Raw genomic sequence first — 23,354 nt, forward strand, 5'->3', positions numbered from 1 at the left:
ACCACAGCTCGTCCGGCGCGGACGGCGCCCACGACTGCCACGCCCGCACCGCCGCCCCCGCCCCGGCCCAGGGCCAGCGCAGGAAGAACACGGTGAGGTCGCTCGCCGGGTGCGTCCGGAACGTGAAGGACACGGCCACGCCGAAGTTGCCACCGCCGCCGCCCCGGCACGCCCAGTAGAGCCCGGCATGGTGACCGGCGTCGCAGGTCAGCACCCTGCCGTCGGCCGTGACCAGGCGGACGGACTCCAGGACGTCGCAGGTCAGGCCGTACTTCCTGGACACCACGCCGATGCCGCCGCCCAGGGTGAGCCCCGCGATGCCGACCGTGGGGCAGGTGCCCGCGGGGATGCTCACACCCCGGCGGGCGAGCCGGTCGTAGACGTCGATGAGCCTGGCCCCCGCGCCGACCGTGGCCCGGCCGCCCGAGTGGGTCACCGCGTTCATCCTGGACACGTCGATCACCAGGCCGGTGCCGGTGGACCAGCCCGCGTAGGAGTGGCCGCCGGACCTGCTGGTGACCGGCACGCCGCTCGCCCGCGCGAACGCCAGGCACGCCGAGACGTCCGCCGCGCCCGCGCAGTAGGCGACCGCCTGCGGCCTGATGTGGTCGTAGGCGGGGTTGTACAGGCGGCGGGCGGCGGCGTACCCGGCGTCGCCCGGCAGCACGAGCGTGCCGGCCAGCCGACCGCGCAGCACCGCCCAGTCGGGCGGCGGCGCCACCCCCGTGAGCGGGCCCGTCATCGGAAGGGCCAGCGGGGCGAGTGCGGCGGCGTGCAGAAAGTCCCGGCGATCCATGGCGCCTCCCGGAGATCTCGATGACCATCCGGTGAGACGAGCGCACGATCCGCCGGGTTCGTCACGTCCGCGCTACGATCCTCCGACCCTGGAGATACGTGCCGTGCCGCCCACGCGGGTGAGTCTCGGCATGCTCTCTCCGGCCTTGCGCAGCACCCCGTCCCTGACCAGTTGCAACGGCCTGCCCGCGGGCTTGGGGCCGTCGCCGTGGTCCCCGCCGTTGGCCTGGGCCAGCCGGAGGGCCAGCGCCGGGCACATGTCGACCGCCCGCCGCGCCTCCTTCGCCATGAACCCGGGGATCGTCCTGAACGACGGGAACCCGTAGTCGTCCAGGTCCACGAACTCCGGCAGCAGGTGCGCGCACAGGCCGTGCCCCGCGCACCGGGACCAGTCGACCTCCAGCCGGTACTCCAGCTCCGGCTCGCGCTCCGGCATCGGCAGCACGCCCCTGATCGGCCGGCCACAGCCCCCGCTCTCCAGGTGCTGGGCGATCTCGACCTCGAACGCGTCCAGGGCCGAGAGCACGAACTTGGCCGTGCCGTCGGGGTGGAAGCAGGCGCCGCGCCGCTCGACGCCGCGTACGCAACGCCGTACGGCGTCCACCGAGCCGGTGCCCTCCACCAGGGCGTACATGGCCTTGGCGATGTCGGGCAGGCCGAGCCGGCACGGGCCGCACTGGCCCGCGGACTCGGCCGCGAGGTAGGCGGCGACCCGCGCGGCCTCGCCCAGGGCGCAGGTGGACTCGCCCAGCGGCACGATGATCCCGGCCCCGAGCGTGGCGCCGGCCTGCTTCATGCCCTCGCGGGAGAGCACGGCCGTCTCGACCACGTTCGCCGGCAGCCACGCGCCGTGGTAACCGCCGATGAGCACGCCGTCGCCGATCTCCGCCTCGCACAGGCCCAGCACGTCCGACAGGTACGTGCCCGCCGGCGCCTCGATGACGGCCCCGTGCGCCGCGCCGCCGCTGACGGTCAGCAGGATCGTGCCGGGCTCCCTGCTGGTGCCCACCTCGGCGTACTTCTCGGGCCCGTACTCGGCCAGCAGCGCGAACTGCGCGTACGTCTCGGTGTTCGACAGAAGTGTCGGCAGCCCGTCCACGCCACTCGTCGCGGCCCGCCGCTTGCGGCCGGGCGGGATGCCCTCCTCCCCGTTCACGGCCTTGACGAGCGCGCCGCCCTCGCCGGAGATGAACCGCTCCTTGATCCCGACCACCCTGATCGGGACCCGGCTCTCCGCGCCGCCCGAGACGTTGGCCGCGCGGCGCTCGTTCACGGCGGCGGTGACGGACGCCTCGGCGACCTCGCCCCCGGCCGTGGCGACGACCACCTCGCGGGCGCCCAGCGCCTCGGCCGCCAGCACCGCGCCGTCCAGCACCAGGTGCGGGTTGCGGGTGAGCAGCATGGCGTCCTTGGAGCTGGCCGGCTCGCCTTCCGCGCCGTTGACCAGCACGACGCACTCCCCGCCGGAACGGGTGGAGTCGGCCACGGCGCGCAGCTTGCGGGCGAACGGGAAGGCCGCGCCGCCCCGTCCGCGCATGTCCACCTCGTTGGCGTAGGAGATGAGCTCGCCCAGTTCGCGCGGCTCCATGACGCCGTGGAGGGTGCGGTGGGCGGGCAGGTCGAGGCGACGGCAGTGGTCCAGCCCGGCGGTCAGCCGGGCCGGACCCATACGTAACACCCGTGGCACTCTGGCCGGAATCACAGTCGCTCCTTGGGCTGCGCGGGCAGGACGGTCATCCCGCCTCCCGGTATCTGCGCCTGGCCTCGGCGAGGCTGACGGGTGCGTCGGCAGCTCTCGGCCCCGCCGCCGCCCCGGCCGGGACCGGAGCCTTCTGCGGCCGTTCCGAGGGCACGCCCATGGCGGCGGGAGCGGTCACCGCGGGCCCTTCGACCTTCTCGGGCAGGATCAGCGGCCGGCGCAACGTCGCCAGCACGCGTACGACCAGCGCGCCGCCGACCGCCGCCATGCTGGCCACGTACGACCAGGCGACCCAACCGGCGGCCGGACGACCGGCCGTCAGACCGTGCATGATCCCGACCGGCCAGGCCAGGTACGCGGCGGAATGCAGGATCCGCCACACTCCCGGCCTGGCCCGCGTCGCGAACCGCCCCCTGAGCATTCCCGTGACCACGGCCACGACCATGAGGTCGAAGGCCAGGTTGCCGAGCCCCACGTACACTCCGGCGACGGGCACGACCGCCGCCGCCGGCGGCACGTGCCCGAGGCTGATCATGAGAGTGATGTGCGTGATCAGATAGGCCAGCCCGATGAGGGCGGTGGCCTTGTGAGCGAGCTGGGCCCTGATCCGGTTGGCCGGTGACAGGAAGACGCGTTCGGTGGTGAGCAGGCCGAGCGCGACGGTCGCGGTCAGCAGCACCAGGGCGAACACGCCCGCGTAGAACTCGAGGAAGCCGACCCCTTGGCCGAGCAGCGCGATGCCGCGTTCCGTCCTGGTCAGCGCGAACGCCGACAGCACGACGGCCGCGATGCCGGCGCTCGCCCCCAGCCGGACACTCTTGGTGTCCAGCAGAGTGGGGGCGTGCCTGGGGTGCCGTCTGTGGAGCATGTAGTTCCCTCCAAGGTCGGGTGAGGGTGCGACTCGGAAGGCTGGGCCGCCCGGAGGGGCGTTCAGGTCAGCAACGACGTCCCCGGTTGATGCAGGAGACGACGGTCTGCATCAGCCGGTCGGGCATCACGTTGGCGAAGTCGCCATGGTCCGTGACGGGGTTGTGCTTCTGTTCGGGGAAGGCGTCCACGGCGTACGACGGGCCCTGCGGCACGGAGTACGCGAGGGTCATGCGGAGCTGTGGGATCGCCCTGGTGCCCTGGGGACAGGCACCGCCTTGGTCGGGGAAGACCACGTGCGTGCGGTGGTTGGCGCTGTCGGTGTTCTGACCGTCCCAGCAACTGGGGAAGTCCAGAATACGAAGGACCTGGCTGCCGCGCGGGCAAAGCGTGTATTTGTCGGGACTTATGCGATTTTGGAATCCCGTGCAGCTCCACCCGGCGCGGGCGTTGGCCGTCCCGTTCGTGGCCGCCTTGGCGTCACCGGTGATGAGCCTGATGAACCTCGGCATCGCGACCACCCTGGAGGCGGCGTTGCCGCGGAACTGGAGCGTCACCGAGCGGGCCCGCAGCACCTGGCCGACGTTGCCGTCCGGGTCGTTGGCGTTCGCGTCCGACCTGCGGTCCCGCAGCACCGGCCAGAAGTAGGTGGACCGGTCGTCCAGCCGGCAGGTCGTGCCCGCCGCCGCCAGGCTCTCGTCGGTGGAGAACGCGTCCGTCGACAGGTTGCCCACGTAGTCGTGCAGGTGGTGCGCACCGTTGCTCACGCCGGGGGCGACGATGAAGTTGTCCGGGTTGTGGTGGCCGTTCTGGTTCGTCCCGCAGCGGGAGACGAACGTGCCGCGCGAGCCGTTGCGGCCGGAGCGCAGGGCGTCGTTCACCGAGGCGACCTGGCGGATGTTCACGAAGTCCTGGGGGAAGGGGCCCAGGTCGGCGCACTCGTCGTCACCGCCGCCGGTGGCCGTGGGCGAGGGCGAGCCGGTGGGCGAGGCGCTCGGGGACGCCGTGCCGCCGTCGCCGCCACCACCGTCACCACCGTCACCGCCGTCGCCGGGGTCCTGGGTCTGGCTCTGGCCGGGGCTGGGGCTCGGGCTGGGGGAGCGGGTGGGCTGGTTGCCGCCCCTGCGGCGCGAGAACGTGTTCGCGGCCTCCTCCGACGCGGTCTCCTCGGGCGCGGCCTCGGGGTCGCCGGCCTCGGGAGGCTGCTGCGCCGGGTCGAGCAGCGCGACGCCGCCGCCCTGGGGGGCCTGCTGGTCGGCGTCCGGGAGCTGGTCGTCCGGCAGTTGCTCGTCCGGCAGTTGGTCGTCCGGTAACTGGTCCTGCCGCTGTCCCTGCTGGTTCTGATCCTGTTGACGGCCCTGGTCCTGTCGCCGTCCCTGATTCCGGTCCTGGCGTTGTGACGCGCTCGGCTGAGGCGACTGAGCCCCCTGCGCGGGGTCGCAGGGGGCGGCCAGGACCGGGCCGACGCCGATGACGGCCGCGGACACCAGGCTGCCCGCCGCGACCGCCAAGACTGACACGGCCGCGGCCATGCGTCTGGATCTCATGATGTGTGTCTCCTCTTTTCAACCGTCAGAGCGACGGGTGGAGCGGGTGAGGGCGTCGGCGGTTCGGGCAACTGGTTGTGGTCGACCAGGCCGGTGGACTCCAGGTAGGCCATGTGGCGCATCACGTAGTTGATGCCTTCCTGGGCGAACTTCCTGATCTCGGAGTTGCGCGTCCCGGACCGTACGCCCGCCACGACGGTGAAGACCTTGCCGTGCGCGGCACGCAACAGGTTCGCGAAGTCCTTGTCGAAGGCCGGACCGCTCTCGGCCGCGAGCTGGGCCATCCAGCTCTGCTGGTCGCCGTTGGGCTCGTCGGGCAGCGCCACGCCGAGCTTCTTCGCGGTCTGCCGGGTGATCAGGTCGAGATCCTTGTGCTCTTCCATGATCAGCTTGCCGACTTCCTTCACGCGCTGGGACTCGGCGCGGGTCTGGGCGTACTCGCCGACGGGCATCTCCCAGAGGCCCGCCTGGCGTACCTTGATCAGTAGATCGCGGTCGGCGGCCGTGAGCGGCCCCGATGAGGTCTGCGTCCACTGGGCGGCCGCGGGATCGATCGCCGGGGGCATGACCAGCGCGATCGTCACGGCGGCGGCCAGAACGAAGCCGCCGAGCATGAACAACTCGCCGCGCAAAAGCCTGTGCATGGTCGGAGGTACGCGGCCATCCCGTTCCAGGTTCACCTATGGCCGGAGATAGTTAGAAATGACTGGAGTTATCGGAGTGGCTACCGCTTGGATAACGAAGGTGTAAAGATGTGCCCCGTGCTAGGTCACCTCGACGGCAGGTTCGAGAGTGCGGATGCCGAGGCGGAGCATCGCATCGCGGTGCTTTACCAGGAGTTCGGCGGCCCTCTGCTGCGCCACGTACGCAAATCCACGGGTAACGACCTTCAGTGGGCTGAAGACGTCGTGCAGGAGACGATCGTCAGGGCCTGGCGAAACTCGGCAAGACTGCAATGGGAACCGAGCCTCATATGGGCGTGGCTGCTTACCGTGGCCCGTCGCATAGTCATTGATGGTCGTCGGCGGAAGAGTGTCCGGCCTATGGAGGTCGAGCCACCCGAAGTCGACATGATGTCGGTGCCTGACGGCTCCGAACGGGCGCTGTCGGCGATGGTCGTCGCGGACGCCCTCAGGTCCCTGTCCGAAGAGCACCGCGAAGTCATTGAGCAGACCTACCTCCGAGACCGTACGATTAACGAGGCGGCGGAGATTCTGGGGATCCCGCCGGGCACGGTGAAGTCCCGGCTCTACTACGGGATCCGGGCTCTCCGTGAGCTGCTGCGGGACAAGGGGGTAGCCGGCTGATGCACGACGGGGTGGCCGCCTACGCCCTCGGCGTCCTCGACGAAGAGGACCACGAGGCATTCGAACGCCACCTCGAAGCGTGTGAACGGTGCCAGGCGGAGCTGGTCGAGCTGGCCGAATTGCCCTTCCAGCTCGACGAGTTCAGGAACGACCTCTCCTCGGCTTCGGGTGACGATCCACCCATGTCGATGTCACGTTGACGTCTGTGCCCTTTTCGGGTGGTATCGAGAAGGTAAGGCGTTTGCACCCGGCCCCGCGCGGCCGGGTGATCAGGGGGAGGTGTTCGGTGGGCATCGACGGCGATGCGCCCGCTCCCCCGTGCCCGCGCTCCGGTGGCGGCCGCCACCGCCCGTCCGGGCTGCGCCGCAGGCTCATCGCGCCCACGCTGTGGGATGCTTGTCTGACCGCCCTCTCCCAGCGTGGCCTGCCCGTCTCCGATGCGGGGACGATGGCCGCGCTGCCGGCAGCGGTGAGGCCGCCCGACCGGCGCCCTCCACCCGCGCGGCAGGGCCCGCCGGCACGACGTCCCGCTGTTGTGGGAACTTAGGGCCTGGCGATGAACACGTATGGCAAACCCTCACAAAGGAGTGAGAGCGAGATGCCGCTCGACGAGGCCAAGGATGAGCTGCTCCAGCGAGCCGCCGAAAGTTGCGCGGTGGGCAGTGACCGTATGAGCCCCGAGGAGGCGCTGTCCTTCCTGCGGTTCTACTATCGGCATGTCGCACCGGAGGACCTGCTCGACCGCAACCCCGTTGACGTCTACGGCCCCGCGATGTCGCAGCGGCAGCTCGCGGAGGTCCGCCCCCAGGGCCGGGCCGTGGTACGGGCCTACACCCCGACACTCGACGAGAACGGCTGGGACCCCGGCCACTCGGTGGTCGAGGTGGTGACCGACGACATGCCCTTCCTCGTCGACTCGGTCACGATGGAGCTGGACCGGCACGACCTGGGCATCCACCTGGTGGTCCATCCGCAGATGCGGGTGCGCCGCGACATGACGGGCCGGATGCTCGGCCGCGGCCAGGAGGACATCACCGGCCAGGTGCTGGTGGAGTCGTGGATCCACATCGAGATCGACCGCCAGCCCGACCAGGAGGCGCTCCAGGCCATCGAGGCCGACCTGCTGCGGGTGCTCACCGACGTGCGCCACTCGGTCGAGGACTTCAGGAAGATGCGGGCCCTGGCCGTCCAGACCGCCGAAGACCTCAGCATGAACCCGCCGCCGCTGGAGCCCGCCGAGGTCGAGGACAGCATCGACCTGCTGCGCTGGCTCGCCGACGGGCACTTCACCTTCCTCGGCTACCGCGAGTACCGCCTGGAGGACAGCGACGAGGGCGAGATCCTGCGCGCGCTGCCCGGGGCCGCGCTGGGCATCCTGCGCGACGACAAGATCGGCTCGGAGAGCTTCGCCGCGCTGCCCGCCGAGGTGCGGGCCAAGGCGCGCGAGAAGCAGCTCATGATCATCACCAAGGCCAACTCCAGGGCCACCGTCCACCGGGCCACCTACCTCGACTACATCGGCGTCAAGCTGTTCTCGCCCGAGGGCGAGGTGATCGGCGAGCGCCGGTTCCTCGGCCTGTTCACCCACGTGGCCTACAGCGAGTCGATCTCCCGCATCCCCGTGCTGCGGCGCAAGCTGGCCGGCGTGCTCAACGAGGCCGGGCTCGCGCCCGACAGCCACGACGGCAAGGACCTGATCGAGATCCTGGAGACCTTCCCGCGCGACGAGCTGTTCCAGACCTCGGTCGACCAGCTCATGCCGATCGCGATGGGCGTGCTGCGGCTGCGCGAGCGCAAGCAGGTCAAGCTCTTCCTGCGGCGCGACGACTACGGCCGCTACATCTCCTGCCTGATCTACCTGCCCCGCGACCGCTACACCACCAAGGTGCGCCTGCGGATGCAGGAGGCGCTGCTCAAGGCGCTCGGCGGCAGGTCGCTCGACTTCAGCGCGATGATCGGCGAGTCGGTGCTGGCCCGGCTGCACGTGGTCGTGCGGGGCGAGCGCGGCAAGCCGCTCCCGACACTGGGCGTGGACGTCGAGGAGTTGGAGGCGCGCCTGGCGGCCGTCACCCGCTCCTGGGAGGACGACCTGGCCACCGCGCTGACCGAGATGACCTCCGAGGCGGAGGCGCCCTCGCTCATCAGGCGCTACGCCTCCGCCTTCCCCGAGGGTTACAAGGCCGACTTCCCGCCCAAGGTGGCCGTGGTCGACCTGCGGCGGCTGGAGAAGCTCGTCAGCCTGGGCGGCGACGGCGACGAGGTCGGGATCAACCTGTACGAGCCGTACGACGCCGCCGAGGGGGAGCGGCGGCTGAAGATCTACAAGGTCGGCTCGCCCATCTCGCTGTCCGAGGCGCTGCCGCTGATCCAGCGGCTCGGCGTGGAGGTCGTGGACGAACGCCCGTACGAGGTCGACCGGGACAACGACCCCGCCACCAAGAACGCCTGGATCTACGACTTCGGCCTGCGCTTCCACCCCTCCGACGGCGTGGACCAGGACGAGTTCAGGCAGCTCTTCCAGGACGGCCTCGGCGCGCTGTGGCGGGGCCGGGTGGAGGCCGACGACTTCAACGCGCTGATCCTGCGGGGCGGGCTGACCTGGGAGCAGGCCGAGATCCTGCGGGCCTACGCCAAGTACCTGCGGCAGACCGGCAGCACGTTCTCGCAGCCGTACATGGAGGGTGTGCTCAGGGACAACGTGCGGGTGGCGCGGCTGCTCGTGCGGCTGTTCGAGGCGAAGCTCGATCCGCGGCGCGACGAGGACGTGCGGGTGGACCTCGTGGAGGCGCTCAGCGAGGAGATCCTGCGTTCTCTCGACGAGGTGGCCTCGCTGGACGAGGATCGCATTCTGCGGGCGTACCTGGAGCTGATTCACGCGACATTGCGCACGAATTACTTCCAAACCGTGGATGGAGCCCGCAAACCGTACATATCTCTCAAGTTTGACCCGCAGGCGATCAGCGTGCTGCCGTTGCCGCGGCCGAAGTTCGAGATATTCATCTACTCGCCCAGGGTCGAGGGCGTGCATCTCCGGTTCGGGAAAGTGGCCCGGGGCGGGTTGCGGTGGTCGGACCGGATGGAGGATTTCCGGACGGAGATTCTCGGCCTGGTCAAGGCGCAGATGGTGAAAAACACCGTTATTGTGCCGACCGGGTCCAAGGGTGGGTTTGTTGTTAAGCGTCCGCCCAAGTCCGCTTCGCGGGAAGACCTGCTCGCCGAGGGCGTGGCCTGTTACCGGATGTTCATCTCCGGGTTGCTCGACGTCACCGACAACCTCGTGGACGGCAAGGTCGTGCCCCCGCCCGACCTCGTCCGGCACGACGGCGACGACACCTACCTCGTGGTCGCCGCCGACAAGGGCACCGCCACCTTCTCCGACATCGCCAACAGCGTCGCCAAGGAGTACGGCTTCTGGCTCGGCGACGCCTTCGCCTCCGGCGGCTCCGTCGGCTACGACCACAAGGCCATGGGCATCACCGCCCGCGGCGCGTGGGAGTCGGTCAAGTACCACTTCCGCACCATGGGCGTGGACGTCCAGAGCACCGACTTCACCGTGGCCGGCGTCGGCGACATGTCGGGCGACGTCTTCGGCAACGGCATGCTGCTGTCGCGGCACATCCGGCTCGTGGCCGCCTTCGACCACCGGCACATCTTCGTGGACCCCGTGCCCGACGCGGCCCGCTCGTTCGAGGAGCGGCAGCGGCTGTTCGAGCTGCCGCGCAGCTCGTGGGAGGACTACGACGGCCGGCTCATCTCGCCCGGCGGCGGCGTCTTCCCGCGTACGGCCAAGTCCATCCAGATCACGCCCCAGATGCGCGAGGCGCTCGGCATCCCGTCCGGGATCGTGTCGATGGCGCCGAACGACCTGATCAGCGCCATCCTGCGGGCCCCGGTCGACCTGCTGTGGAACGGCGGCATCGGCACCTACGTCAAGTCCGGCGCCGAGTCCCACATCGACGTGGGCGACAAGGCCAACGACGCGCTCCGGGTCAACGCCTCCGAGCTGCGCTGCAAGGTCATCGGCGAGGGCGGCAACCTGGGCTTCACCCAGCTCGCCCGGATCGAGTTCGCCCTTGAGGGCGGGCTGGTCAACACCGACTTCATCGACAACTCGGCCGGGGTGGACACCTCCGACCACGAGGTGAACATCAAGATCCTGCTCGACCAGGTCGTCCGCGACGGCGAACTGACCGACAAGCAGCGCAACCAGGTCTTCACCTCGATGACCGACGAGGTGGCCGCGCTGGTCCTGCGCGACAACTACGCCCAGAACGTGGTGCTCGCCGGAGCCCGTACGCAGTCCGTCGAGATGCTCCACATCCACGCCCGCTACCTGCGCAAGCTGGAGCGGGACGGGCTGGTCAACCGCGAGCTGGAGTTCCTGCCCTCGGACAAGACGCTGGCCGAGCGGCGGCAGGCCCGGCTCGGGCTGACCGCGCCGGAGTTCTCGGTGCTGCTCGCCTACACCAAGCTCGTCGTCGACGCCGAACTGCTCGGCTCCGACCTGCCCGACGACCCGTATCTCGCCTCGTGGCTGGTCTCGTACTTCCCGTCGGCGCTGCGCGAGCGGTTCCGCACGTACATGGACGAGCACCCGCTGCGCCGCGAGATCATCACGACCTGCGTGGTGAACGAGCTGGTCAACTCCGCGGGCACCACGTTCATGTACCGCTTCGGGGAGGAGACCGGGGCCTCAACGCCCGACATCGCGCGGGCCTACCTGGTCGCGCGGGAGGTCTTCGACCTGCCCACCTTCTACCGGGCCGTGGAGTCCCTGGACAACGTGGTCGACACCGGCACCCAGATCGCCATGCTGCTGGAGGCCCGCAAGCTGGCCGAGCGCGGCGCGCGCTGGCTGCTGGTCAACCGCCGGCCGCCGCTCGACCTGGCCGGGTCGGTGAGCTTCTTCGTCAAGGGGGTCAACGGGCTGCTCGCCCACATCCCGAAGCTGCTGACCGGTCCCGACCTGGCCGCCTACGAGGAGCGGCGCGACTCGTTCGTGGCGCGCGGGGTGCCGGTGGAGCTGGCCGAGCGGGTGGCGGGGATGGTGCCCGCGTACTCGACGCTGGACCTGGTGGAGATCGCGTCGCTGACGGGACGGCCGGTCAACGAGGTCGCCGAGGTGTACTTCGACCTGGCCGACCGGCTGCAGCTCGCCCGGCTGCGGGAGCGGATCATCGCGCTGCCCCGCGACAACCGCTGGAACTCCATGGCCCGCTCCGCCCTGCGGGACGACCTGTACGCGGCACACGCCTCGCTCACCCGTGACGTGCTGGCCCACAGCAAGCCCGGATCGTCCCCGGAGGAGCGGCTGGCCCACTGGTCCGAGACGAACTCCGCGACGGTCTCCCGGGCGCGCCAGACGCTGTCGGAGATCTGGGAGAGCGACAACTTCGACCTCGCCACGCTCTCCGTGGCGCTGCGCGCCATCCGCACGCTGGTCGCCGCGTCGAACCTGCCGCACACCGAGGCGTGACAACCGGCCTCCCCGCACCGCCCGGCCGGCCGGGCGGTGCGGCGGCTACTGGCCGGAGGCCCGGGTGAGCGAGCCGTCGTGGGCGATCACCGGCGCGGCGGCCGGGGTGGTGAGCGGGGGGACGGCCGCGGCGTACTGGTGGGTCTCGGTCAGCTTGAGCGTGCGCCGCAGCACCGGGGTGCTGATCGCCCACCGGGCCGACTCGGGCACCGGGATGTAGTCGTCCTCGGCCGTCTTCGTCGTGGTGGACGTGGTGCGCGACAGGGAGTACTGGATCAGCGCGCCGCCGTCGCCGGTGCGCAGGGCGTAGACCGGGTAGTTGTCGGCGCTGAAGATCGAGTCGTAGCTGAAGCCCTCGTTCTTGGCCCGCTCCCGGTTGCCGGCGATCTGCTCCGCCACCTCCGTGGTGTACGGGCCCGCCCCGAGCAGCCCCGCCGTTACCCCGGCCGTGCCGGTCTCGGCCACGCTGGCGTGCACGGGGCCGATGAACTGCGGGCTGATCGTGACGGTCTTGTCGTCGGCCGGCACGCTCGTGGCGTAGCCGTCGGCGTCGAGCTTGATCTTCGGCAGCTCCTGGCCCGGCAGCAGTTCGGCCGCCGAGCTGAGCCGCCACCGGTCGGTCCTGGCGAACGTCAGCAGTGTCGGCAGCCCGTCGCGCATGGTCAGCGCGCTGAACCAGGGCGCCCGCTCGCCCGGGGCGAACCTGGGCACGTAGAGCGTCGGCGGGCCCCAGCGGTAGCGGCGCGGCGCGAAGCCGGTGGACAGGTAGGCGGCCTGGGTGAGCTGGGCCTGCCCGCCCAGCGTGATGTCGAGGGCCTGCGTCAGCCGCCCCTGAAGGTCGTTCCGCACCCGCAGCGCGTCGTCGGTGAGGGTGAAGTCGGCGAACTCCTGGGCCGCCTCCTCCCGCGTCACGGCGGGCACCTCCGGGGCGGGCGAGGGGCTCGGGGAGCCGGCCGCCGCGGACCTCGTGGCCGTCGGTTGGGCATCACCTGTGCAGGCGGTCACCGCGGCGAGGAGGCCGACGGCGAGCGCCAGCATCTCACGCCGACCGTATGCACGCACCTCGCCATGTTATTCGGGCCCGCGAGGGTCGCGTACTCTTGGGAGACGTGGCAGGCATCGATCCGGCAGAAGAGATCAACGAGCTCCGGGGCACGCTCCGCAGCATCCAGGACGTGCTCGACCTCGACGCGATGCGCAAGCAGATCGCGGAGCTGGAGCAGCAGGTTGCCGCGCCCGACCTGTGGGACGACCCTGAACAGGCCCAGAAGGTCACCAGCAAGCTCTCCCACCTCCAGGGCGAGCTCAACCGCGTGGAGGGCGTCGCACGCCGTCTCGAGGACCTGACGGTCCTCTACGAGCTGGCGGCCGAGGAGAGCGACGACGACACGCGCGCCGAGGCCGACAAGGAACTCGAGTCGCTGAAGTCCGACATCGGGGCCCTTGAGGTGCGCACCCTGCTCTCGGGCGAGTACGACGCGCGCGAGGCGCTCGTCACGATCAACTCGCAGGCCGGCGGGGTCGACGCCGCCGACTGGGCGGAGATGCTGCTGCGCATGTACCTGCGCTTCGCCGAGCGCAAGGGCTACTCGACCGAGGTCTACGACACCTCCTACGCGGAGGAGGCCGGCATCAAGTCGGCCACGTTCACGATCAAGGCCCCCTACGCCTACGGCACGCTGCGCGGCGAGCACGGCACCCACCGGCTGGTGCGCATCAGCCCGTTCGACAACCAGGGGCGGCGGCAGACCTCGTTCGCCGGGGTGGACATCGTGCCGGTCGTCGAGCAGACCGACCACATCGACATCAACGAGGACGAGATCCGCGTCGACGTCTACCGCTCCAGCGGCCCCGGCGGCCAGGGCGTCAACACCACCGACTCGGCGGTGCGCATCACGCACCTGCCCAGCGGCATCGTGGTGTCCTGCCAGAACGAGCGCTCGCAGTTGCAGAACCGCGCGACGGCGATGAACGTGCTGCAGGCCAAGCTGCTCGAGCGCAAGCGGCAGGAAGAGGCCGAGAAGATGTCGGAGCTGCGGGGCGCGACGACCACGTCGTGGGGCACCCAGATCCGCAACTACGTGCTGCACCCCTACCAGATCGTCAAGGACCTGCGCACGGGCACGGAGGCGGGCAACCCGTCAGCGGTGCTCGACGGCGACCTCGACGAGTTCATCGAGTCGGAGATCCGCTGGATGCGCCGCCAGGAGTCAGGCACCGACTAGGTGCTCGGCCGCCAGCGTCAGCAGGAGCAGGGCGACGAGCAGCAGGGCGATGAGAGCGGGTGGCAACCCGGCGAAGCCGTGGTTGTGCATCCGCTCCCTGGTGGCCCGGCAGGTGGGGCAGCGCCCCTCGACCACGGGGTGGGCACACTGCGCGCATACGAGGTGTTCGCAACTCATGACAGCCCCAAGTCTAGCCGCACAATCGTTTTGTTTCCGTTATGGACGTTCCATGCCAGTCTTCCCCCTAGACTGTCGTCTGGCCAATCGGAACGTCGATCATCAGTAAAGTCGACGTCCCCGATCGGCCGGTGGCGGGAAGTGGGCATGTGCCACCCTCGCTTCCGTCCTGACCCCTAGACTGGCATGCCGTGATGCTCTCGTGATCCATTTCGATAATGTCACCAAGGTCTACGCGAACCAGAACCGTCCCGCTCTCGACCACGTGTCCGTTGACGTGGACAAGGGCGAGTTCGTGTTCCTCGTCGGTCCCTCGGGATCAGGCAAGTCCACGTTCCTGCGTCTGGTCCTCAAGGAGGAGCGGCCCAACTCCGGTGCCATCCATGTCGCCGGCAAGGATCTGGCCCGCCTCACCAACTTCAAGGTGCCGCACCTGCGCCGCCGCATCGGCTGCGTCTTCCAGGACTTCAGGCTGCTCCCGAACAAGAACGTCTACGAGAACGTGGCGTTCGCGCTCGAGGTCATCGGCAAGCCCCGGCGGTTCATCCGCAAGGTGGTGCCCGAGGTCGTCGAGCTGGTCGGCCTGGAGGGCAAGGCGCACCGCATGCCCGACGAGCTGTCCGGCGGCGAGCAGCAGCGTGTCGCCATGGCCCGCGCGTTCGTCAACAGGCCCATGATCCTGCTGGCCGACGAGCCCACGGGCAACATCGACCCCGCGACGAGCATCGGCATCATGAAGGTGCTCGACCGCATCAACCGGACTGGCACCACGGTCGTCATGGCCACGCACGACGCGGCCATCGTCGACTCCATGCGCAAGCGTGTCGTGGAGCTGGAGGACGGCAAGATCGTCCGTGACCAGTCGCGTGGCGTTTACGGCCAGGCGTACTGACAGGGAGCTGCAGACAAGACATGCGGGCGAATTTCATCTTCTCCGAGGTCTGGATCGGCCTCCGTCGCAACCTGACCATGACGATCGCCGTGGTCATCACCGTGGCGGTCAGTATGGCGCTGCTGGGCGTCGGCCTGATGATCAATAGCCAGGTCGGGCTGATGAGCAACTACTGGAACGACAAGGTCGAGATCTCGGTCTTCCTTTGCAAAAAGGGATCGGCGATGCCTGCCTGTAACGGCAAGGCGATCACGCCCGCGCAGATCAAGGCGCTGGAGGACCACATCAAGAAGACTCCGGGCGTCAAGGGGGTTCTCTACGAGAACTCGGCCGACGCCTACAAGAACTTCAAGGAGTCCTTCTCGAACAACCAGGCCCTCGTCGACGTCACCAGGGTCGAGGACCTGCCCGAGTCGTTCCGGATCAGCCTCCAGGACCCTGACAACTACAAGCCCGTCCTCGACGCCATGAAGGGGCAGCCCGGCGTGGCGGACGTGACGGACCAGAGACAGCTCATCGCCCCGTTCTTCAGCCTGCTCAACACGCTCGCGTTCGCGGCGCTCTCGGTGGCCATCGTCCTGGTGCTGGCGGCGGCCCTGCTGATCGGCAACACGGTGCGGTTGTCGGCGTTCAACCGGCGCCGGGAGACCGGCATCATGCGGCTGGTGGGCGCCTCCAACCTCTACATCCAGTTGCCGTTCGTCATGGAAGGCGTCATCGCCGGCCTGCTCGGCGGCGTGTTCGCGGCGGTCATCCTGATCCTCGCGAAGGTCTTCCTGTTCGACGAGGTGGTGCGGTTCTTCGGCACCGGGCTCGGCTGGAACGATCTGGCCCAGACGATCACGCTCACCATGGTCATCGGTGTCGTGATCTGTATTCTGGCCTCGTTCGTGACGCTGCGTCGCTATCTCAGGGTGTAGGGGTGAGCTTGGGTCGTCGCCGCCCCGGTCGCCGGTAAAGTCGAAGCATGCCACGTGAGACCGGGCGGAAGGTCATCGCCCAGAACAAACGCGCTCGGCACGATTACCACGTCGAGGACACTTTCGAGGCGGGTCTCGTGCTGCAGGGCACCGAGGTGAAGTCGCTGCGCGAAGGTCGCGCCTCGCTCGTCGACGGCTACGCCAGCATCGACGGTGACGAAGCGTGGCTGCTCAACGTCCACATTCCCGAATATTCGCAGGGCACGTGGACCAACCACGCGGCGCGCCGCAAGCGCAAGCTGCTGCTGCACCGCAAGGAGATCGACAAGCTCGCCGCCAAGACGAAGGAGGGCGGGCTCACGATCGTGCCGCTGACGCTCTACTTCAAGGACGGCAGGGCCAAGGTCGAGATCGCCGTGGCGCGCGGCAAGAAAGACTGGGACAAGCGGCACGCGCTGGCGGAGCAGCAGGCCAAGCGGGAGATGGCCCGGGCGCTGCGGCAGCACAACCGATGAGAGTGTGACACCGCAACCCATGATCCGCGCCCGCCGCACTTTGGCCGCGACCGTCACTCTGGCGGTCGCGAGCACCACGCTGACCGGCTGTTTCGAGGAGCCCTCACCGCACGACGCGGTGCGTGACTTCCTCGTGGGCTGGCAGACGGAGGACTACGACCTGGCCGCGGGACGCACCGACGGCGACGAGCAGACGGTGCGCAAGGCGCTGGCCGACGCGAAGCTGGAGCTGGACGCCGCCTCGTTCCGCTTCAAGATCACGAAGGTCGACGTCGCCGACGACGAGTCCAGGGCCGACTTCCACGCGGAGGTCGACCTCGGGGAGAACAACCCCCTGTGGGAGTACGAGGGGGTGCTGCCGCTGCACCTGGTCGACGGCTCCTGGAAGGTGCGCTGGTCACCCTCGGTGCTGCATCCGCAGCTCAAGGAGGGGCAGCGGTTCGCGGTCGACACCGAGCCGCGGCCGCGGCAGCCGGTGGTCGACCGGGCCGGCGACGCGCTCCAGAACGACACCCTCCTCTACGTCGCGGGCGTCTACCCCAACCAGCTCGGCGACCGCGCCCAAGAGGTGGTCGCGCAGCTCTCGGAGGTCACCGGCTACGCCCAGGACCGGCTGCTGAGCCGGGTCAGGTCCTCGCCGCCCGAGAAGTTCGTGCAGCTCGTGACGTTCGGACGGGCCCTCTTCCAGTCGAAGCGGGTGAAGCTGGAGGCCATCGACGGGGTCGAGATCCAGCCGCAGCGCCAGCCCGTCGATCCCGACGCGCCCCGCCAGATCGTGGGCAGCGTCAGCGCGCTCACGCCCGAGACCGAGCAGAAGCTGGGCGGCCCGCAGCGGGCCGGCGACTCGGTGGGCCGCAACGGCCTGCAGCAGGCATACCAGGACTACCTGACGGGCTCCACCGAGACCAAGGTGATCACTCTCGACCTGAAGACCGGCGAGCAGGTCGCCGAGCTCAAGCAGTGGCCGGGCCGGCAGAACGTCTCGGTGAAGACCACGATCGACCGGGTCACGCAGGCGGCGGCCGAACTGGCGGTGGCCGAGACGGGCACCAGCGCGCTGGTGGCGGTGCAGCGCGAGACGGGTGAGGTCCTCGCGGTCAGCACCAAGGGCCTGCACCAGGAGCGCGACGCGCTGGCCGGCAAGTTCCCGGCCGGCACGGCCTTCTCGATCGTGGCCGCGGACGCGCTGCTGAAGAAGGGCGTGAGCCCCAAGCAGAAGCTGGCCTGCCCGCAGGAGCGCACGGTGGGCGGGGCCAAGTTCGTGCACACCGGCCAGAGCGCGGGCGTCACCACGTCGGCCACCTTCCAGGAGCACTTCGCCAAGGGCTGCGTGACCGCGCTGGCCTCACTGGCCCGCCGGGTCACGGCCGACGAGTTGCTGCGCAGCGCCAAGGCGTTCGGCGTGGGGCAGCCGTGGCGGCTGCCGCTGAGGTCGTTCAGCGGGACACTGCCGTCGCTGGGCGGCGACGCCGACAAGGCCAAGGCCATCGCGGGCCAGAACGTCGAGATGAGCCCGCTCAGCATGGCCCTGGTGGCCGCGGCGGTGGGCTCGGGCACGTGGCGTCCGCCGGTGCTGGTCACCGACCCCAAGTCGCCCGACCCGACGGGCGAGTCGACGCCGGCCCCGCAGCCGGCCCCGGTGCCGATGGACCCGAAGGCCCGCGCGGCGCTGATGACCATGATGCGGGCCGGTGCGGCCGGCACGCCCGCGCAGGCGGGCAAGGGGCGGGTCTACGGCGTGACGGCGACGTCGGGCAACCAGCAGGGCTGGTTCGTCGGCTGGCAGGGCGACGTGGCCATCGCGGTGCTGGCGAAGAACTACGATCCGGCGGCCGTGGCGGGCAGCTTCTTCGGGGCGCTTCGTAGCCCGTAGTGAATTATTCGTCACGCTGAGCAACCTTTGCGGAGGCGGGTTGCGTCTTACTCAGTGACTGGGCCCGCTCGGGGGGTTGCGGTTCCAGTCGCCGTGATGAGACAGGACTTCATCTCGGGGGAAGTCCTGCCGTCCGGACCGGCTCGACCCTGCCGGTCGGCCCCCGGGGCGCGTGCTTTGTGCCGCGTTCCCGGGGGTTCGGCATGTTCCGGCGCGGACGAGTCGCACCCGGAATTAAGTTGGCGTTCAGGGCGTTGTCCCATGTACATTCGTCATGCGCGGCCTCCTTGAGGGCGTGTTGACAATTGCACAGGGGGTGACTGGCTTCGACTTTGACCTTGCAAGCCAGGTGAAGCGGGCCGAGGACTGCGGACATAACCTCGTTAATCCTGTGACCGTAACCAACAAGTGCCAATTCTAAGAGCACTGTGGCTGCCAGGGACTCCCTGGCGCTCGCTGCCTAAGTAGCGAAACCACTGTCAGCCCGGGAGTGCCTTCGGCCCGGGGTCTGGCATCGCTAGAAGGCTCAACCGATTGACCCGGCCACGGGGATGATCGGGAAACCAAACAGTGGCTGAGCCCGTCGGCGACTCGCCTGCGTGATCGCCGGGGCTGAGAAAAACACAGCAGGCTGCGCCCGGAGAAGCCCTGACTTGGGGTTGAAGGACGCGGGTTCGATTCCCGCCACCTCCACTATCTCAAACCGCCTCTGAGCTGCCGAAACGTCGGCAGACAGGGGCGGTTTCGGTATGTTCGGCCCTGCGGGCCGTCCGTTCCGCCAGGCTCGCGGCGGTCAGAGCCAGCCGCGGACGGCGGCCTCCACGCCCGCCTGGAAGCGGGTGGTCATGCCGAGCCGCTCCACCACCGCCGCGATCTTGCGGGTGGCGGTGCGGGTGCTGACGCCGAGTTGCCTGCCGATGGTCTCGTCCTTCAGTCCCGAGTTCAGCAGGCGCAGCACGACCAGGTCCTCCTCGGTCGGCAGTTCCTCGGGCGGGGCCTGTGGCCTGCCGAGTGGTTTGGCCCGCTCCCAGTACAGCTCGAACAGCTCGATCAGGGCGTCCAGCAGCCGGGAGGGGCGCAGCAGCGCGAAGTTGTCGTAGACGCCGTCCGTCAGCGCGAACAGGGCGGCCCGCCGGTCGGTGACCCGCAGCTTGAACGGCAACTGCGGCAGGAGCCTGGCCCGCTCACCCTCTTCGGCCAGGCGCAGCAGCGTCTCCAGGCGGCCGGGGCGGTGGAAGGACTCGGGGCAGTAGATCACCCGCAGGTCCACGCCGCGGGCCAGGAAGTCCCGGGTGTTGGCCATCTCGGCGGCGTTGGAGTTCTCGTAGCCGTCGGGCTTGACGACGTACGGGGGTGTGTCGAAGTAGAGCACCTCGGTGGTGGCCGAGAGGTTCTGCTCCACCAGTTCCCGCTTGATGTCCTCGGGGTGGGAGAGCACCTCCACCACCCCCGGCGCGCCGCTGCCCGCCAGGCGTCCGGAGTGGTAGAGCCGCGTCAGGTCCTGCGCGACCGAGATGACCTCGGCCAGGCCCGCCTCGGCCTCCATGCGCCGCCTGCTGACCAGTGTGGACAGCGCGCTCTCCGGCTGGACCGCCTCGTAGCCGCCGCCTCTGGCGCGGCGCAGCAGTCCCGCCTCGTGCAGCCTGGCCAGCGCCTGCCGTACCCGTGGGGGAGTGACGCCGAGTTCGGCGGCGAGGCTCGGGGCGCGCCACCCGGGATGTCTGAGCAGCATCCGGTAGACGCGCTCGTCGAAGTCCCTGATACCCGCCGCGGCGAGGGACGGCTGATCTTCCACGCACCACCTGACCGATTCGTGTCGCTTCTGGCCATATGACCAAAAACGTCACCACCATATCTCGACAGCAGGTCAGGGCCCGGCGTTGACTGCTCCGTGACCCGCCGGGCGATCATGGCCGGGCGGGTGGCAGCCATACCTCCCCCCAAGAGGAGCAATGTCCCGCACCTCACGCGTCCCCCACGCGCTGGCCCTCGCCGCGGTCCTGGCGGTCACCGCCGCCGCAGTCCCGGCGAACGCCGAACCCGCGCCGGCGGGCGACCTCGCCACCTATGTCGTCACGCTCACGGAAGAGCCCCTCGCCACCAACCCCGCCACCAAGCCGGACCCGGGCAAGAAGCTCGACACCACCAGCGCCGAGGCCAAGCGCCACCGCGACCACCTGACAGGACGCCAGGACGAGGTGGCCAGGAGCGTCGGCGCCGCCGCCTCCGGCCACTACTCCGTCGTGTCCAACGGCTTCGTCGCCCAGCTCACCCCCCTGCAGGTGGCCAGGCTCAACCAGACGCCCGGCGTCGTGTCCGTCGCCCCCGACGGCCTGCTGCAGGCGCTCGACGACCGCGACTCCAGCGACTTCCTCGGCCTGTCGGGCGCGAACGGCCTGTGGTCCAAGCTCGGCGGCACGGCCGAGGCCGGCAAGGGTGTCGTGGTCGGCGTCGTCGACTCCGGCATCTGGCCGGAGAACCCGTCCTTCGCCGGCCCCGCGCTCGGCACCGAGCCGCCCACACAGGCCGACCCCTACCGGCCCTACCGGCAGGGCGACGTCACGGTGATGAAGAAGGCCGACGGGGCCACCTTCACCGGCACCTGCCAGACCGGCCAGCAGTTCACCGCGGACCTGTGCAACCAGAAGGTGATCAGCGCCCGCTACTACGGCACGACCTGGCTGGCCCAGCACGATCCCGCCGCGATAGGAGAGTTCGTCTCCCCGCGCGACCTCGGCGGCCACGGCTCGCACACGGCGAGCACCGCCGCCGGGAACAACGGCGTCGCCGCCTCCGCCAACGGCCTCGACTTCGGCACCGTGTCCGGTGTCGCGCCCGGAGCCGCGATCGCGGTCTACAAGGCGCTGTGGAACGGCCAGGGCTACATCAGCGACATCCTCCACGCCATCGACCAAGCCGTCGCCGACGGCGTCGATGTGATCAACTTCTCGGTCGGCGCCGGCCAGGAGGCGCCTGACGTGGCGAACCCGACCGGCATGGCCTTCCTGCGGGCCGCCGCGGCGGGGGTCTTCGTCGCAGCCGCGGGCGGGAACTCGGGGCCGGGCGCCGCCACGATCGACAACACCGGGCCCTGGGTGACCACGGTCGCCGCCGGCACGATCGCGCCCCGCCTCGGCGACGTGCACCTGGGCGACGGCACCGTCCTGCACGGCGCGAGCGCCACCGTGCAGGCGCCGTTCGGCCCCAAGCCGCTGGCCACCTCCGTGGCGGTCAAGACCGCCACGGCCTCGGACGACGACGCCTCCATGTGCGGACCGAAGACCCTCGACCCGGCCAAGGCCGCCGGGAAGATCATCTACTGTGTGCGTGGCGTGGTTCCGCGCGCCGACAAGTCGGCCGAGGTGAAGCGGGCCGGCGGCGTGGGCATGGTGCTGGGCAACCCCAGCAGCCAGGACGTCTTCGCCGACATCCACGGCGTGCCCACGGTGCACGTCGACCATCCGGACGCCGCGAAGCTGATCGCCTACGCCGCGACCGAGGGGGCCACCGCGACCCTGCTCCCGGTGAGCACGGGTGGCGCGCCGTACCCGCAGGTGGCTTCGTTCTCCTCGCGCGGCCCCTCGCTGACCAACGACGGAAATCTGCTCAAGCCGGACATCAGCGCCCCGGGCGTGTCGATCCTGGCCGCCGTGGCGCCCCCCGGCAACCAGGGCAAGGACTTCGACTTCTACTCCGGGACCTCCATGGCCGCCCCGCACGTCGCGGGCCTGGCCGCGCTCTACCTCGGCGAGCACCCGCAGATGTCGCCCGCCTCGATCAAGTCGGCGATGATGACCACCGCCTACGACACCAGGACCGCCGACGCGTACGCCCAGGGCGCAGGCCACGTCGATCCGGCCCGCATGCTGAAGCCCGGCCTCGTCTACGACGCGACGATCAAGGACTGGTACGGCTACCTCGAGGGCTTCGGCAAGGTGACGGGCACCGGGGCCGCGCCGATCGCCACCAGCGACCTGAACTACCCGAGCATCGCCGTCAGGCAGCTCTTCGGCACCAGGACGGTCACGCGCAGGGTGACCGCGCTGACCCCCGGCGTCTACCACGCCAAGCTCGACCTGGCCGGCTACCAGACCAAGGTCTCGCCCTCCACGCTGAACTTCAAGAAGGCGGGCGAGACCAAGGAGTTCACCGTCACCATCAAGCTGACCCCCGGCGCGGCCGAAGGCACCACCACCAGCTCGCTCACCTGGTCGGGCGCGGGAACGACGGTTCGCAGCCCCGTCGTGGTCACGCCGCTCAGCGTCAAGGCGCCCGCCGAGGTCGTGGGGGCCGGTACGGACGGCACGCTCACCCTGGACGTCACGCCCGGTGTGGCCAAGTTCACCGCCACCGGTCGCGGCCTCGTCCAGGGCCGGCCGATGCACGACACCACGCCCGCCGGCGCGGACCTCGCCAGGTTGATCGACGTCACCGTTCCCGAGGGCACGAAGGCGCTCGGGATCAAGCTCTCCCACGATCCGGGGGCGTCGGTGCTCGCGGCTCTGTTCAGGCGCGGCTCCGACGGGGTGGTCAGCGTGGTCGACTTCATCGACGGCTCCGGCGGCGACAGACGCCTCCTGCTGGCCAAGCCCGAGCCGGGGGCCTACATCGTCCTCGTCGCCTCCGGCGGGAGCGCCACGGACTTCACCCTCCAGACCGACATCGTGACCGCCGACGCCCCCGTGGTGGCTCCGCTCAGGGTCACGCCGGCCAAGGCCCACGCCACGCCCGGCACACCGCTGCAGGTGACCGCCTCGTGGAGCGAGCTGTCCGGCACGGCCACCGGCTACCTCGAATACCCCAACGGCACCGGCACGGTCGTCAGCATCAACTAGCCGCCCGCACCGATCGTCGAGGTGAGCCAGAAGAAGATCGACCGCCCGCAGGTGCCTCACCTGCGGGCGGTCGGTCCGTGAGGCACATCGATCAAGCACCGGCGCCCCGCACCCTGCGGAGCCGGCCGGCCCGAAGGCGCGACACGCCCGGCACGATCACGCGTTTCCGCAGTTCAACGGTGTGGTGGCGGGCCTTGTACGCAACGTGCGCAACAGGCTGGCAACA

General features: G+C 69.9%; 17 protein-coding genes and 1 other RNA gene. 10 read left to right on the forward strand and 8 right to left on the reverse strand.

What is annotated here, in order from left to right; genetic code table 11:
* The 5 genes from FAF44_RS32405 to FAF44_RS32430 form a co-directional block, all read right to left on the reverse strand.
* Window positions 1-796, reverse strand: a 796-nt coding sequence (locus tag FAF44_RS32405; protein WP_237107125.1) for an FAD-binding oxidoreductase, incomplete at its 3' end; no start/stop codon positions are given.
* A 72-nt stretch (window positions 797-868) separates the two neighbouring features.
* Window positions 869-2,464: an NADH-quinone oxidoreductase subunit NuoF family protein gene (locus FAF44_RS32410; protein ID WP_237107147.1), complete on the reverse strand. Its 1,596-nt coding sequence runs from the start codon at window positions 2,462-2,464 to the stop codon at window positions 869-871.
* A gap of 64 nt (window positions 2,465-2,528) precedes the next feature.
* Window positions 2,529-3,362 carry a hypothetical protein gene (locus FAF44_RS32415; RefSeq protein WP_237107126.1) on the reverse strand — a complete coding sequence of 278 codons (834 nt, stop codon included), beginning with the start codon at window positions 3,360-3,362 and terminating at the stop codon, window positions 2,529-2,531.
* Between the two features lie 67 nt (window positions 3,363-3,429).
* On the reverse strand, window positions 3,430-4,908 hold the full coding sequence (locus tag FAF44_RS55105) for a DUF1996 domain-containing protein (RefSeq protein ID WP_272895327.1): 1,479 nt from the start codon (window positions 4,906-4,908) through the stop codon (window positions 3,430-3,432).
* Window positions 4,905-5,552 (reverse strand): DUF4142 domain-containing protein, encoded by a 648-nt coding sequence (locus FAF44_RS32430; protein WP_237107127.1) that lies wholly within the window; start codon window positions 5,550-5,552, stop codon window positions 4,905-4,907. The genes FAF44_RS55105 and FAF44_RS32430 overlap by 4 nt, the downstream gene beginning before the upstream one ends.
* A gap of 108 nt (window positions 5,553-5,660) precedes the next feature.
* On the opposite strand from FAF44_RS32430, the gene FAF44_RS32435 reads away from it, so the two are divergent.
* The 3 genes from FAF44_RS32435 (at window position 5,661) to FAF44_RS32445 (ending at window position 11,691) form a co-directional block, all read left to right on the forward strand.
* The gene (locus FAF44_RS32435) at window positions 5,661-6,215 is read left to right on the forward strand and encodes a sigma-70 family RNA polymerase sigma factor (protein WP_237107128.1); all 555 of its coding nucleotides are present in this window, start codon (window positions 5,661-5,663) and stop codon (window positions 6,213-6,215) included.
* Window positions 6,215-6,415: a zf-HC2 domain-containing protein gene (locus FAF44_RS32440; protein WP_237107129.1), complete on the forward strand. Its 201-nt coding sequence runs from the start codon at window positions 6,215-6,217 to the stop codon at window positions 6,413-6,415. The genes FAF44_RS32435 and FAF44_RS32440 overlap by 1 nt, the downstream gene beginning before the upstream one ends.
* A gap of 398 nt (window positions 6,416-6,813) precedes the next feature.
* Complete coding sequence (locus FAF44_RS32445; RefSeq protein ID WP_237107130.1) at window positions 6,814-11,691, forward strand: NAD-glutamate dehydrogenase; 4,878 nt, start codon at window positions 6,814-6,816, stop codon at window positions 11,689-11,691.
* 45 nt (window positions 11,692-11,736) lie between these two features.
* On the opposite strand, the gene FAF44_RS32450 is transcribed toward FAF44_RS32445, so the two are convergent.
* Entirely contained in the window at window positions 11,737-12,753 is a 1,017-nt protein-coding gene (locus tag FAF44_RS32450; protein ID WP_237107131.1) for a hypothetical protein, read from the reverse strand.
* 47 nt (window positions 12,754-12,800) lie between these two features.
* Between FAF44_RS32450 and prfB the strand changes: the two genes are divergently transcribed.
* Entirely contained in the window at window positions 12,801-13,916 is a 1,116-nt protein-coding gene (prfB, locus tag FAF44_RS32455; RefSeq protein WP_237107132.1) for a peptide chain release factor 2, read from the forward strand.
* Here the strand turns inward: prfB and FAF44_RS32460 are convergent.
* Complete coding sequence (locus tag FAF44_RS32460; protein ID WP_237107133.1) at window positions 13,902-14,093, reverse strand: hypothetical protein; 192 nt, start codon at window positions 14,091-14,093, stop codon at window positions 13,902-13,904. The two genes, prfB and FAF44_RS32460, sit on opposite strands and share 15 nt — an antisense overlap.
* Window positions 14,094-14,295: 202 nt before the next feature.
* On the opposite strand from FAF44_RS32460, the gene ftsE reads away from it, so the two are divergent.
* From ftsE to ssrA, 5 genes are all read left to right on the forward strand, one after another.
* The gene (gene ftsE / locus FAF44_RS32465) at window positions 14,296-14,985 is read left to right on the forward strand and encodes a cell division ATP-binding protein FtsE (protein WP_237107134.1); all 690 of its coding nucleotides are present in this window, start codon (window positions 14,296-14,298) and stop codon (window positions 14,983-14,985) included.
* A gap of 20 nt (window positions 14,986-15,005) precedes the next feature.
* Entirely contained in the window at window positions 15,006-15,905 is a 900-nt protein-coding gene (ftsX, locus tag FAF44_RS32470) for a permease-like cell division protein FtsX (RefSeq protein WP_237107135.1), read from the forward strand.
* A gap of 47 nt (window positions 15,906-15,952) precedes the next feature.
* Window positions 15,953-16,420, forward strand: a complete 468-nt coding sequence (gene smpB, locus FAF44_RS32475; RefSeq protein ID WP_237107136.1) for an SsrA-binding protein SmpB — start codon at window positions 15,953-15,955, stop codon at window positions 16,418-16,420.
* A gap of 19 nt (window positions 16,421-16,439) precedes the next feature.
* Window positions 16,440-18,293, forward strand: coding sequence for a penicillin-binding transpeptidase domain-containing protein (locus FAF44_RS32480; protein WP_237107137.1), 1,854 nt, complete (start codon window positions 16,440-16,442; stop codon window positions 18,291-18,293).
* A gap of 312 nt (window positions 18,294-18,605) precedes the next feature.
* Window positions 18,606-18,989: a transfer-messenger RNA gene (gene ssrA / locus FAF44_RS32485) on the forward strand.
* 97 nt (window positions 18,990-19,086) lie between these two features.
* On the opposite strand, the gene FAF44_RS32490 is transcribed toward ssrA, so the two are convergent.
* Window positions 19,087-20,088, reverse strand: a complete 1,002-nt coding sequence (locus FAF44_RS32490) for a helix-turn-helix domain-containing protein (protein WP_237107138.1) — start codon at window positions 20,086-20,088, stop codon at window positions 19,087-19,089.
* Window positions 20,089-20,245: 157 nt separating this feature from the next.
* Between FAF44_RS32490 and FAF44_RS32495 the strand changes: the two genes are divergently transcribed.
* Window positions 20,246-23,128 carry a S8 family serine peptidase gene (locus tag FAF44_RS32495; RefSeq protein ID WP_237107139.1) on the forward strand — a complete coding sequence of 961 codons (2,883 nt, stop codon included), beginning with the start codon at window positions 20,246-20,248 and terminating at the stop codon, window positions 23,126-23,128.
* Window positions 23,129-23,354: the final 226 nt, after the last annotated feature.

The organism is Nonomuraea sp. MG754425 (assembly GCF_021699195.1).
Classification (GTDB): domain Bacteria; phylum Actinomycetota; class Actinomycetes; order Streptosporangiales; family Streptosporangiaceae; genus Nonomuraea.

What these genes read in the sequence shown, in the direction of transcription:
- FAF44_RS32445 (WP_237107130.1), top strand. Translation starts at nt 6,814, where the DNA reads ATGCCGCTCGACGAGGCCAAGGATGAGCTGCTCCAGCGAGCCGCCGAA.
- FAF44_RS32495 (WP_237107139.1), top strand. Translation starts at nt 20,246, where the DNA reads ATGTCCCGCACCTCACGCGTCCCCCACGCGCTGGCCCTCGCCGCGGTC.
- ftsX (WP_237107135.1), top strand. Translation starts at nt 15,006, where the DNA reads ATGCGGGCGAATTTCATCTTCTCCGAGGTCTGGATCGGCCTCCGTCGC.
- FAF44_RS32430 (WP_237107127.1), bottom strand. Translation starts at nt 5,552, where the DNA reads ATGCACAGGCTTTTGCGCGGCGAGTTGTTCATGCTCGGCGGCTTCGTT.
- FAF44_RS32435 (WP_237107128.1), top strand. Translation starts at nt 5,661, where the DNA reads ATGTGCCCCGTGCTAGGTCACCTCGACGGCAGGTTCGAGAGTGCGGAT.
- FAF44_RS32415 (WP_237107126.1), bottom strand. Translation starts at nt 3,362, where the DNA reads ATGCTCCACAGACGGCACCCCAGGCACGCCCCCACTCTGCTGGACACC.
- FAF44_RS55105 (WP_272895327.1), bottom strand. Translation starts at nt 4,908, where the DNA reads ATGAGATCCAGACGCATGGCCGCGGCCGTGTCAGTCTTGGCGGTCGCG.
- FAF44_RS32460 (WP_237107133.1), bottom strand. Translation starts at nt 14,093, where the DNA reads ATGAGTTGCGAACACCTCGTATGCGCGCAGTGTGCCCACCCCGTGGTC.
- FAF44_RS32410 (WP_237107147.1), bottom strand. Translation starts at nt 2,464, where the DNA reads ATGGGTCCGGCCCGGCTGACCGCCGGGCTGGACCACTGCCGTCGCCTC.
- smpB (WP_237107136.1), top strand. Translation starts at nt 15,953, where the DNA reads ATGCCACGTGAGACCGGGCGGAAGGTCATCGCCCAGAACAAACGCGCT.
- FAF44_RS32480 (WP_237107137.1), top strand. Translation starts at nt 16,440, where the DNA reads ATGATCCGCGCCCGCCGCACTTTGGCCGCGACCGTCACTCTGGCGGTC.
- FAF44_RS32440 (WP_237107129.1), top strand. Translation starts at nt 6,215, where the DNA reads ATGCACGACGGGGTGGCCGCCTACGCCCTCGGCGTCCTCGACGAAGAG.